We start from the raw sequence: 11,593 nt of genomic DNA on the forward strand, positions 1-11,593 counted from the left end.
AAACCGCCATGAATATTCATCGTGAAGACACGGCCATTGTGTTCATCGATCCCCAAAACGAGGTGTTGAGTGAACGAGGCCTCGCGTGGCCCCTGGTCCATGAAAGCCTCCGGGAAAACCAGACCATTGACAACATGGAGCGCCTGTTCCAGGCAGCGAAGGCCCAGGGTTTCGAAGTGTTTATATCCCCGCACTACTTCTACCCTATCGATCAAGGCTGGAAGTTCAACGGGCCGCTCGAAACCGAGGAGGCCCGCTCCGGTATGTTTGCGCGCCGGGGCGTCTTAAACCTTGAGGGCCTTGACGGGTCCGGCGCGGACTGGCTTGCGCGTTTCAAGCCCTACATCGAAGACGGCAAGACCGTCGTGGTCGCGCCGCACCGGGTGTGGGGCCCGGAGACCAATGACTTGGTTCTGCAGCTCCGGAAACGCAAGGTCAGCAAAGTCATCCTGGGCGGCATGCTTGCCAACATGTGCGTCGAATCGCACCTGCGCGAACTGCTCGAGCAAGGGTTCGAAGTCGCCGTAGCCAAAAATGCGACGGCGGCGCCGAGGCACCCCGAATGGGGCGACGGCTACCAGGCGGCGCTTATTAACTTTGCATTTCTCGCCCACGCGGTCTGGACGACGGACCAAACCATCCGCGCAATGAAGCACGGCCAGCCGTAGGACGGGTTGCCGAGAGTGATCCGTCCATGAACGTGATAGACACCACGACGGCCTCGAAACAAACTGGAGGTCGTGCCTGAAAAGGCCCTCAACGCCAAAACCTTAATCACTCCACTGAATGACCTATCCGCAATCCTATGAGGCCATCGTCATCGGGGGCGGCAAGGGCGGCAAGACGCTGGCGATGTATCTCGGCAAGCACGGGTACAAGACGGCCCTGGTCGAACGCGATCCCCTGATGATAGGCGGCGGTTGCATCAACGTCGCCTGCATCCCCACCAAAACGTTCATTGCCAGCGCCCGGCTGGTTCACTCGATCCGGCAGGCCGCTGAGTTCGGTATTCGGGTGGAGGGGGTTGCGGTTGACTGGCCGGCCGTCCGGAAACGCGTTGAAACCGTGGTGTCGGACATGCGGGCGTTGAACCTGAAGAACTTCACCTCCGTTCCAAGCCTTGACTTCATCCTGGGCACCGGCCGTTTCTTGGGCCCGGGCCGAGTCGAGGTGACGCAGACTGACGGCGCGACCCGGCAGCTGAGCTCCAGCCGCATTTTCATCGACACAGGCACCCGCCCGGCGGTGCCGGACCTACCCGGCTTGCGCGACGTCCCGTTTCTCACCAGCGACACCATCCAAAAACTCGAAGCCGTGCCTGCACGCCTGCTGGTGCTCGGGGCGGGCTACATCGGCCTGGAGTTCGCCCAGATGATGCAGCGGTTCGGGAGCCGGGTGACCGTTCTGGAGCGGGGCGGGCAAATCCTCAGCCATGAAGACGCGGACATCGCCGAGCTGCTTGCAAACCATTTGCAAAGCGAAGGGGTTGAATTTCATCGCCAGTCGGCCGTCAAGGAGGTGCGCCCGTTGCCGGACGGTCAAGCGGCGGTCGCTTACGAAATGCCCGAAGGTAGAAGGGAATGGATCGGAACCCACCTGCTGGTTGCCCTCGGGCGCGCCCCGGTGACGAAGGACCTGGAGTTAGCCGCCGCCGGGGTTGAAACCACGGCCAAGGGCTTCATCAAGGTTAACGACCGCCTGGAAACAAACGTCCCAGGCATCTGGGCGCTGGGGGATGTAAGCGGCGGACCCCAATTCACGCACGCGTCCCTCGACGATTTTCGAATCCTTCGCGATAACGTGTTCGGCAAGGGGGCACGCTCGCGCAGCGATCGGCTCGTGCCTTCCACCCTGTTCACCGACCCGGAACTGGCGCACGTGGGGCTTACCGAAAAAGAAGCAGTTGCCCGGGGATTGGAGGTCCAGGTGCTCCGGGTGCCGATCACGGCCCTGACCGTGCCGCGGGCGAGGACGACCGGCCGAATGGAAGGATTGCTGAAGGCCACCGTCGACAAGCCCACCCAACGGATTCTGGGTTGCACCCTGTTGGCGGCCGAAGCCGGCGAGATGATCGGCACCGTGCAGGCCGTCATGATGGCGGGACTGCCCGCCACTGCGCTGCGCGACGCGGTGCTGTCCCATCCGACGATGGTGGAAGGGTTTAACGCCCTGTTTGCCGCTTCATAACCCCCCAGGCACCGTTTATGGCTTCATCTAACCGATTCGACGGCAAGGTTGTTCTCATCACGGGCGGCACCAGCGGGCTCGGGCTCGCCACCGCCCGGCATTTTTTGTCCGAAGGGGCACAGGTTATCATCACGGGACGACGTCCGGATGCACTCGAAACCGCCGGCAAGGAACTAGGCGGAAACGTGATCGGGGTCCGAGGGGACGTGTCGAAGCTTGATGACCTGGACCGCCTCTTCAGCGTCATCAGGGACCGGGCGGGCCGGCTCGACGTCCTTTTTGCCAACGCCGGCGGCGGCGGGTTTGTGCCGCTGGAACAAGTGACCGAGGCCCACTTCGACAAGTACTTTGACATCAACGTGAAGGGCACGCTTTTCACCGTCCAGAAAGCGCTGCCGCTGATGACCGGCGGCGGCGCGATCGTCATCAACGGCTCCATGGTCTCGATCAAAGGCGTTCCCGGTTTCGGGGTCTACGCGGCGACGAAGGCGGCGTTGCGGTCCTTCGCGCGGACGTGGGCGGCCGAGTTCAAGGGGCGCAACATTCGCGTCAACGTGATCGCACCGGGCACGGTGGTAACGCCCGGTTACAACACCGAACTCGGCATGAACGACGAGCAGATTGAAGCGTTTGCGTCCCAGGCGGCCGCCGGCGCACCCCTCGGCCGCACCGGCACGCCCGATGAGATTGCCAAAGCCGTCGCCTTCCTTGCTTCTGACGAGAGTAGCTTCATCACCGGCATCGAGCTCTTCGTCGATGGAGGTAGCGCGCAGGTCTGATACCAATCAGACAGTTATCTTGGTGGAATGTCGACCGGGTTTGCGCCCCGAAGGAGCCGGAGAACTTAGCACAGCGTGTCAGCGTCACATCGGTCTAAGGCCCAACGGGCCGTGAGAACTTACATCGGTGTGCGAATAGGTTGAGCCGGTGTTTGCCCCGGAGGAGCAGCCGAAGCGCAGCGCGGTACTTCAGTGCCGGGAAGGGCAGACACACATCACCCTCAAGAAGCTCTACATGAACACGGAAACCGAAAAGAGAGAAATTGCCGAACAATTCCTGAACGCGATGCGGACGCGCGATGCGGACGTCCTCAGGTCAATCCTGGACAAAAGCGCCGTGTGGAGCCTGCCCGGAAACAGCCTCATCTCCGGAGAAGCACGGGGAGTCGATGCCGTTATCGGGCGGGCGCAAACCATCCGGGACCACGGCATGTCTTTTGCCGTCAAGCGCATCCTCATCGGATACCACGGAGCTGCGCTCTCGTTACACAACACGGCGCAGCGCGGGACCCTGGTATTCGACCAGGATCTCACTACGGTTTTGAGAATCCGGGATGGCAAGGTTACGGAGATCGATACTTATATGTCCGACGTGGAAATGGTGAACACGTACTTCGCGCAAACGCGCTGAGCTTTACCCGATGTGAGTAAGACGGTCAGACGTAACCTACCCGCGTCGGTTCGGCAGCGCCTGCTGAACCTGAGCCGGGATCGACAAGAACCGTTCAACGCGACCCTGGTGCGTTATGCGATTGAATGCCTCTTCTATCGCCTGAGCGTGTCACCCTATGCCGATAGATTTCTCCTGAAGGGTGCAATGCTGTTTGCCACTTGGTCAGAGACTCTTCATCGGCCAACTCAAGACGTCGATGCGCTGGGTTATGGCGATCCGGATGCGGGCGAGCCGATCAGTAAAGTTCTACCAATCCTACATCTTCCCGCATCAAGGCTACCTGAATCTCTCCTCGGTTCCCAGGTGCCCGGCCAGCGTTACACCTGGCAGACCGTATAAACGGTCCAGGCGCAACGGGCCGGCAGACGGTTTGATGGCCTGAAGGGCCAAAGGAACTTAGCCCAGGGTTTACACGACTTTTGACACTCCCGCTATTTTCCCAGCAGGACGATCTGACCCTGGGGTGTCTGAGAGCCGCCAGCTTTCTCGACGCTCACTGCGAAAGCGCCGGCGGTTCCAACGGCTTTAGCGGGTGTGAAATTTACCCTGCCCAACCCCGATGCAGGATAGGGCACCAGGCCGGCGCTGATCGGTTGCGGGCTTTTAGGATCAATGACCCAGAGCTGGTAATTCTTGCCCGGCGGCGGCGCGGGTAGATCGTGCATCTCGATAAGGCCGGCATTCTTTGCCTCGTCCCAAATCACCACAGCCCGGGCGCGGGCATAAGCGTCGATTTGCGCTTGGAGGGTCGTGATCTTCAGTTGTGAGAGCAGGTCCTGACGGCGCAAATCGGCCAGCGCTTCCTCCAGGCGCACCTCTTTATCCCGCAACCTAGTCAGCTTGCGTTCCGTCCGGATACGGCTACCCGCAAGGACTGCGCACATCAGGGCTAAGCAAGCCGCAAGCGCCCAGGGGACCAATGTACCGCGGATGAAATTCTTACCCTCAATTTTGGGATTTTCTCGTACGATCCGAGCAGGCAAGTCCGACGGGGGCGCTGCTGGAGGTGCCGCGAGGGCAAACAAGGCAAATGCCTCCTCGATTTCGCAGGTGAATTCACGCAGCTCCCGATCCTGCGTAAGCGCGGCCCGAAACCGCTGTTCCTTTAACCAAGCCAACTCGCCCAATACGTACTTGACGGCCAGTTCTTCCTTAGCTTCGTCCATGAAGTCCTCCCGTGACAAAGCTTCTCAGTTTGACCAAACCACGGCGGATCCGCGCTTTCACCGTCCCCAATGGGGTCTCCAGGCGTTCTGCAATCTGCTCATGCGTCAATCCGCCAAAGAAGGCGAGTTCCAATGCCTGACGTTGTTCCGGCGCAAGTTGTTCAAGCGCACAACGCACCTCGGCCCGGCGCTCGCGCAGAATCGGTTCCTGCACGGACTGCTCGTCAATTCCCGTTTCGAGGTCGGCTGCTCCGGTCGCCGATTCGCGCAACCGCTCATCGCGTTGACGGATCCGGAGTTTATCGATGGCTTTATGGCGCACGATCAACACTGCCCAGGCGAAAACGCTGCTCCGGCACGGATCGAAGGATGGCGCCTTGCGCCAGATGTAGGTGAAGCCTTCCTGCAGTACATCCTCGGCTTCGGCGGCGTCGTGCACCATCCGCAGGGCCATGCCGTACAGGGCCGGCGCAAGACGCTCGTATAAGGCGCTGAACGCACGGTCGTCCCCCCGGGCAACCCGGCGCATGAGTTCTGCGTTGAACTGGTTTTCCGATTCGTCCACGGCCCAAACGATCAATGATCAAGCAAATTCGGTTATGGTTTTACGTTCCGGGGGTCGGGCCAAGTCAAGCGCAGACCGTTTAATCCTGCCGGATTCGCGCATGGAGGCAAGCCGTCCGTCCGTTGGAACCGCGCGAACCCTTCGGCGCGCGTTTGTGCGTCAGGGGGTCCCATCAAAAGTCATAATGAATTTCATAGAGTTGGTCGATCGCAAGGGTGATTATTGGTAAGTACACAGGGTGAAAAGAAAATGGCAGGCAGATCGTCCGGGCGCATGTTAAAACGCTTCTGCCGGACCTATTCGCTGCGGTTATGCAGGGGCGCTCTGCTTTCAGAGGTTTGCAACCTTCGGTACCGAATCTCCATCGCTGACCTAGCCATAAAATCCGCTGGTTGGTTTCGTGGTTCACTGCCTTTGATTTTCCGCCGGTCACCCTGGCTCGCAGTCAACGCTGCATCCGTTTTCGGCTTTCACGCGCACCTTTCATCAAGATATGGAGCGTTCCTTATGCGCACTCGGCTTTTGGTCTTAACGGCCCTTGCTTTGTCGGCGCCCGGCAAGAGCCTGGCAAACCCACCGGCAATTGATTGGGAACCGTGGTCAGAGGACGTATTCGCCCGGGCGCAACAGGAGCACCGTTTCGTCCTGCTCGATCTCGGCACGGGGTGGTGCCACTGGTGCCACGTCATGGAGAAAGTGACGTACGAAGACCCGAAAGTGATCGAGCTCATTCAGGCTCGTTACCTCGCCGTTCGCGCCGATGCGGATGCGCGCCCGGACCTTGCCAACTGCTACGAGGATTACGGATGGCCGGCGACAATCGTCTTCGGTCCCGACCGCGGTGAGATCGTCAAGCGTCGTGGTTACATCCCGCCTCGCCCCATGGCTGCGATGCTTCAGGCAATCATCGATGACCCGACCCCGGGTCCTTCGGTCCTACCCGAGCCGGTCCTAACGCCCGGCGGTGAAATGGAGCTCAGGCCGGAGGCGCGTGACCGGTTTCGCCAGGTCCTTTTCGAGAACTACGACGACCGCCGTGCAGGTTGGGGCACGACCCAGAAGTTCCTGCCGTGGGACATTATTGAATATTGCATGGGTGAAACGCTTGGCGGCGACCGGCGTGGCGGGCGTTTCGAGCGAATGGCGCGTGAAACGCTTGCCGCTAACCTTAGGTTGATCGACCCGGCCTGGGGCGGCGTTTACCAATACTCGACTGACGGGGATTGGGACCATCCGCATTTTGAAAAGATCATGCAAATGCAGGCAGAAAACCTGCGGATTTACGCTCAGGCCTACGCAGTGTGGCATGATCCCATCTATCTGCAGGCCGCCCGGCAGATTCACCGGTACTTGAGAGATTTTCTTACCGCGCCCGCCGGCGCGTTCTACACCAGTCAGGATGCCGACCTCATCGAGGGCGAACACGCCGGAAACTATTTTGCGCTCAACGACGGGGCGCGCAGGCGGCTCGGCATTCCGCGGGTAGACACGCATATCTACGCACGCGAAAACGGCTGGGCCATCCATGCACTCGCCATCTTCTACGAGGTTGCGGGTGAGCCGGGGTACCTGTCTGACGCGGTCCGCGCGGCGCACTGGATTTTAGAGCACCGCAGCCTGGGCGAAGGCGGTTTTTCCCACGACGCCAATGATCCGGCCGGACCTTATCTGGGCGACAGCCTGGCGATGGGACAAGCGTTTCTCAGCCTCTACGCGGCAACAGCCGACCGTGCCTGGCTCACAAGGGCTGAGGGGGCGATGGATTACCTTTCGGCGCACTTCAAGGCTGAAGTTGGTTACCTCACTGCAGCCGGCGGCACCGCATTGGGAGCCAGGCCGCAGGTCGACGAGAATGCGACCGTTGCGCGTTTCGCCAATCTACTTTACCACTACACGGGTGAATGGCGCTTCCGGCAAGCAGCTGAACACGCAATCCGGTTTCTCGTGCTGCCGGCAGCGGCAGAGCGCCGCGGCTTCCAGGTTGCCGGCTTCCTGCTGGCCGACCGCGAATTTAACGCGCTGCCCGTCCACGTGACCGTAGTGGGCCGAAAAGATGACTCAACGGCCCAGGCTTTGTTCAAGGCGGCGCTCCAGCAACCGGCAACTTACAAGCGGATTGAATGGTGGGACGCCCGGGAAGGCACGTTGCCAAATCCGGACGTCCAATACCCTGAGTTGGCGACCCCAGCGGCATTCGTCTGTACGGACCGCAGTTGCTCTGCGCCCGTCCTGTTACCCGCTACGCTCGACCGCGTGCTGCGCCGGTTGCCGCGTTGAGAACACCGTAGATTACCGGCAGTACCCTCGCCAGCGCCGCATGCATCCGGTTCTCGAGGATGGTCGCACCTAAGTGAAAACTAAATGGGGCTTCCGGGAGAATGGGCCCGAGGAAATCAAAGAAATCGCATGATCCCCGCGTTTGGAACTGATCAGAGGATTAACCTGGAGATGGCGGTAGAGCGTTTTTACCAGCCACTGTACCGGTTCGCTTACGGGCTGACGCACAACGACGAAGCCGAAGCGCTGGACCTGACCCAGCAGACCTTTTTGCGCTTGGTCCGGCACGGCCACCCGTTGCGCGCGCCCGACAACGTCCAACGCTGGTTATTCACCACTTTACGCCGGGAATTTTTGCGCTCGGCGCGCCACCGGCGCCGGCGCCCGCAGGTGGCCTTTCGGGCCGGCGAGCACGAGCGCGCCGCCCAGGACGCAGCGGGGTGGGTCGTCAGCGGCGGCGAGGAGGCCGCGGCTTGGGCGTTAGACGCGCCGGCCATCCTGGAGGCTTTGGCGCAGGTCGAGCCGGCCTGCCGCGCGGCGCTGCAGCTCTACTACTTGGCCGAGTTATCCTGCCGCGAGATCGCTTGCGCGCTCGGCATCCCCATCGGCACGGTCATCTCGCGGTTAGCCCGCGGCAAGGACCAGTTGCGGGTCAGGTTGAGCCACTTGCCCGCCCATCCCGAGTGAAAGGGTGACCCCAAGGGATCGGGGCCACGTCACCCGTCCAACTCTGAGCTGACGGCAATCAAACCGGACCGGCAGAATCATGACTAACGTTGCCGGACAGACGGGAAACGAGCGTGACGCGGTGCGGGACGGCCCGGTTTCGCAGGCCCGAAACCGGTTCGTGCTCCGGCGCATTTTGAGGGCGAGAACGCTGCTACTCGTCGGACTGAATGCCGCCGGCGCGGTTTCGCTGCTCGGGACCATGCTGCTGATCAAACTGGGCCTGCGGCGGACGCCTGATCCCTGGCGGCGGACGCTTGGCCTTGGCCTGCGTTCCGAGGGGTGCAAGTTCGCTCTGAGCGCGTTCGGTCTCCGGCTTGCAGCCGAACCCCCGACGGGCGCACCAGTTTCTGACCGTGAGCAGGAGGAGCAGCTCGCCGAGCGCCTGGCCGGATTTCTCCGGAACGAGCCGGACGCGCACTTCGTGCTCCGGCAGGACCGTTTCTGCACGTGTCGCGTGCCGAGCCCGCAGGTCGACGTCACGCTCGCCCGGTTTTCGCCTTCCGGAGAACTGCAGTCGATCCGGCCCTTCCTCGACGATCGTCAGGCGCTCGCCCCGGGGGAATCCGACCGCTTCGAGATCGAAGGAGACGTTATCGAGGAATACAACCGGACGCGCCACCTGCCCGAGCGCACCCGGGCCAGGGTGCTCGTTCCCAACCTGCGAAGGCGGTGGGGCGGGCGAGAGAACGCGCCGGTGCGCCGGCAGCTGAGAACCTCGTACGGCGAGCGAATCGTGAGGAGCGTCTGCCTCTCATTTGAGCTCGCCGCGTCGGAATCTGACAAACGCTTTGAACCGCCGGACTTCCGCTTTCGCAGGGTGATCGGGTTGGGTTTTTTGAATTTCGTGTGCCGGAGGCTGCCTGACGGCGCCGTCGATCTATGGATGCAGGTACACCATACCGGCGGCGACGGCGTGCCCATGCAGGAGCTTCTTACGCGGCTCGAGAGCGCATGGGGCGCTGATGACCAGACATTTTATCCCGCTGATCGTGGCAACCTACCCGAACCTGTGCCTTGCTGCGCGTCGCCACAGGAGCGCCCGCTTCATGTCATAACCGATTTCATCGATTTCGCGCCCCTGCTTGCTTTACGCAAAGGGTTGAACCAGCGGTCGGCCAATGAAATTGCCGGGAACATCCCGGTCGGATGCCTTCTCCTTTGGTGCCTCGCACACCGGCCTGAGTTCGCGGGCGTCACTTTTGCCAGCACGGTCGACGTTCCGGCTACTGACACCCAGGCACGCGCGGTGGATTTTGTGCCGATCCGTCCGGGCGCTTACATGCAGACGGGGCTTGGCGGATTTGTGGCTTTTGTGGACGATTTTCGCCGGCGGACTGACCAGTCTCGCGCCCGTCAGAGCGCCGGTTATAAAGCGATGCGGCGGCTGGCCCTCTTACCGCCCGCGCTCGCATCCGCGGCGCTGCGGATGAATCCGGAGGCGGCCCGTTCGGCGTTCGGCAGCGTAGGCGTGTCGATTGTTAAAGAAGGCAAAGTGGGGGTGGGCACGATGGCAGACGCCGGTTTCGACGGCGGCTTCATCGTGATCGGGAGTATGTCGCTGCCGTGCTCGGGCGGCGGTACCACCACCTCGGTCAGCATCAAGGGAGAGCCCGCCGCCATCCGGCGGTATCCGCTGGCGATCCGCCAAGCGATTAAGGTGAGCAGCGCCGCTCTCGGGCTGGAACAGGGGCTTGGGTCCTGACGTTTTTGGGCATCCGCTCTTCCCGGCGGGCCATCCGCTTCGCCCGCACGTCTCGCCGTTGCCCGACCGGCCCTCCATCGCGGCAGGCAACAGCTTTTGAGCCGTATCGTCGAGCCCGTCCTGCCAGTCATACCATTTACACAATTATTTCGGTAGAATTCCGGCGGGAGGAGGTGCTGCCGGATGCTCCGCACGGCGTTACATCGGTCTTAGGCCCGACGGGCCGGTAGAACATAGCCCAGGGTTTACCCTGGGTAACCGTAAAATCACGATCGGGCCCTGAAGGGGCGGCAGAACCCGTAAGCAACGCCTTCTGCCGCCCCTTCAGCAAACCCAACCCGGCGGGGCGGGCGTTTGTCAAGGTGGGCGTACGGACGTGACGCCTTAGGAGGGCTAATTCGGGGGGGAAACGCCTTCCCAGGGTAAACCCTGCGCTATGTTCCTTTGGCCCTTCAGGCCATCAAACCGTCACCCGGCCCGTTGGGCCTCGGCTGTTTATACGGTTTAATAGGTGTAACTCCGGCAGGGCGCATGGGGAGGAAGACAAGATTTTACCTCCATGGCCGTCGAAATGGTATCAGCCGCCCCGACCGGAAGTTCAACCATTGGTCGCTCTGCGCCGCGATCTGCGGTGACGCCCGCGAGTCTGATTGCGTGGACCTTTCGCCGCCCAGCAGACGGAGAAGGTTCACCCAGCCAAGCGATTCTTTCTTAACTGGACGGTGGAACCGGAGCTGATGGTTGCGAAGAGCCAGCCTTTTCTCGCGACGACTTCGAACAGAAATTCGAGCGCTTCAATGTGGCGTCGCGCTTCCGTCAGGTCCTTTCCCCAGGCATAAAGCCCATGGCCGGCGATCAGAAAGGCGTATCCGAACGGAGGGCGGCCGGGGTCGCGCAACCGCTTCGCCAGCCGGCACGCCAGGTCAGGGATATCCTGCGTATTGGAAAAGACCTCTACCCGCACCGTGACTTCGTGGGTTGTGATCCCGGCAAGCGCCTTCAGCATTTCGTAGCCACTGATCTCAACGTAACCACGGGTGGCGCCCGCTTCCGAGAGCAACGTGCCCCAGATCGAGTGCGTGTGCAGCACCGAACCCGCTTGGGCATATCGGGCGAGTGCGACGTGCAAGAGCACTTCGGCGGAAGGCTTCCGCCCGGAGTCGCACACGCATTTTCCATTCTCGCCCACCATCACGAACTGTTCCGGCGTTAGCCGCCCCTTGTCGAAGCCGCTGCAGGTCACGAGCAACCGCAGCGGGTCGCGTGCGGTCACGACGCTGTAATTGCTGCTGGTCGCGAGGGACCACCCGCGGTGATGGAAGTCCCGGCCGGTCTCAATGAGACCCTGCATTTCGGGAGTAACGGCTTGCGTGTCCATATCGCGCCTTCAATTGCATCGGCATGGGTTGAGGGGCGGCACACCCCGGAGGTGCCGGCGCACCTCCTCCGCAGCAGCCTGGGCGGCGATGGTAACCGTCTTGACCGAGGCGCCGGCAATGTGCGGCGTCACGGTCA

The 11,593-nt window shown here is 61.7% G+C and carries 12 protein-coding genes; 8 read left to right on the forward strand and 4 right to left on the reverse strand.

The genetic code is table 11. The features are described 5' to 3' along the window. Positions 1–8 precede the first annotated feature (8 nt). From JO015_07130 to JO015_07150, 5 genes are all read left to right on the forward strand, one after another. Positions 9–668, forward strand: a complete 660-nt coding sequence (locus tag JO015_07130; protein MBV9998872.1) for an isochorismatase family protein — start codon at positions 9–11, stop codon at positions 666–668. Between the two features lie 118 nt (positions 669–786). Then, positions 787–2,187 carry a mercuric reductase gene (locus JO015_07135; protein ID MBV9998873.1) on the forward strand — a complete coding sequence of 467 codons (1,401 nt, stop codon included), beginning with the start codon at positions 787–789 and terminating at the stop codon, positions 2,185–2,187. Positions 2,188–2,204: 17 nt separating this feature from the next. Then, complete coding sequence (locus JO015_07140) at positions 2,205–2,966, forward strand: glucose 1-dehydrogenase (protein ID MBV9998874.1); 762 nt, start codon at positions 2,205–2,207, stop codon at positions 2,964–2,966. Positions 2,967–3,114: 148 nt separating this feature from the next. Beyond that, positions 3,115–3,597 carry a nuclear transport factor 2 family protein gene (locus JO015_07145; protein MBV9998875.1) on the forward strand — a complete coding sequence of 161 codons (483 nt, stop codon included), beginning with the start codon at positions 3,115–3,117 and terminating at the stop codon, positions 3,595–3,597. A 12-nt stretch (positions 3,598–3,609) separates the two neighbouring features. Next, a complete protein-coding gene (locus JO015_07150) occupies positions 3,610–3,978 on the forward strand; it encodes a nucleotidyl transferase AbiEii/AbiGii toxin family protein (protein ID MBV9998876.1) in 369 nt (122 codons plus the stop codon). A gap of 92 nt (positions 3,979–4,070) precedes the next feature. Here the strand turns inward: JO015_07150 and JO015_07155 are convergent, their stop codons facing one another. Both JO015_07155 and JO015_07160 read right to left on the reverse strand, forming a co-directional pair. Further along, a complete protein-coding gene (locus JO015_07155; GenBank protein MBV9998877.1) occupies positions 4,071–4,805 on the reverse strand; it encodes an anti-sigma factor in 735 nt (244 codons plus the stop codon). After that, a complete protein-coding gene (locus JO015_07160) occupies positions 4,792–5,370 on the reverse strand; it encodes a sigma-70 family RNA polymerase sigma factor (GenBank protein MBV9998878.1) in 579 nt (192 codons plus the stop codon). Before JO015_07160 ends, JO015_07155 begins: the two co-directional genes overlap by 14 nt. 507 nt (positions 5,371–5,877) lie before the next feature. Here JO015_07160 and JO015_07165 point away from each other — a divergent pair. The 3 genes from JO015_07165 (at position 5,878) to JO015_07175 (ending at position 10,078) form a co-directional block, all read left to right on the forward strand. Next, complete coding sequence (locus JO015_07165; protein ID MBV9998879.1) at positions 5,878–7,647, forward strand: thioredoxin domain-containing protein; 1,770 nt, start codon at positions 5,878–5,880, stop codon at positions 7,645–7,647. A 129-nt stretch (positions 7,648–7,776) separates the two neighbouring features. Next, on the forward strand, positions 7,777–8,334 hold the full coding sequence (locus JO015_07170) for a sigma-70 family RNA polymerase sigma factor (GenBank protein ID MBV9998880.1): 558 nt from the start codon (positions 7,777–7,779) through the stop codon (positions 8,332–8,334). Between the two features lie 79 nt (positions 8,335–8,413). Next, complete coding sequence (locus tag JO015_07175) at positions 8,414–10,078, forward strand: hypothetical protein (protein MBV9998881.1); 1,665 nt, start codon at positions 8,414–8,416, stop codon at positions 10,076–10,078. A 688-nt stretch (positions 10,079–10,766) separates the two neighbouring features. Here the strand turns inward: JO015_07175 and mtnB are convergent. Both mtnB and JO015_07185 read right to left on the reverse strand, forming a co-directional pair. After that, positions 10,767–11,429 carry a methylthioribulose 1-phosphate dehydratase gene (gene mtnB / locus JO015_07180; protein MBV9998882.1) on the reverse strand — a complete coding sequence of 221 codons (663 nt, stop codon included), beginning with the start codon at positions 11,427–11,429 and terminating at the stop codon, positions 10,767–10,769. 36 nt (positions 11,430–11,465) lie between these two features. Beyond that, positions 11,466–11,593, reverse strand: a 128-nt coding sequence (locus tag JO015_07185; GenBank protein MBV9998883.1) for an oxidoreductase, incomplete at its 5' end; no start/stop codon positions are given.

Source organism: Verrucomicrobiota bacterium (assembly GCA_019247695.1).
Lineage (GTDB): Bacteria > Verrucomicrobiota > Verrucomicrobiia > Chthoniobacterales > JAFAMB01 > JAFBAP01.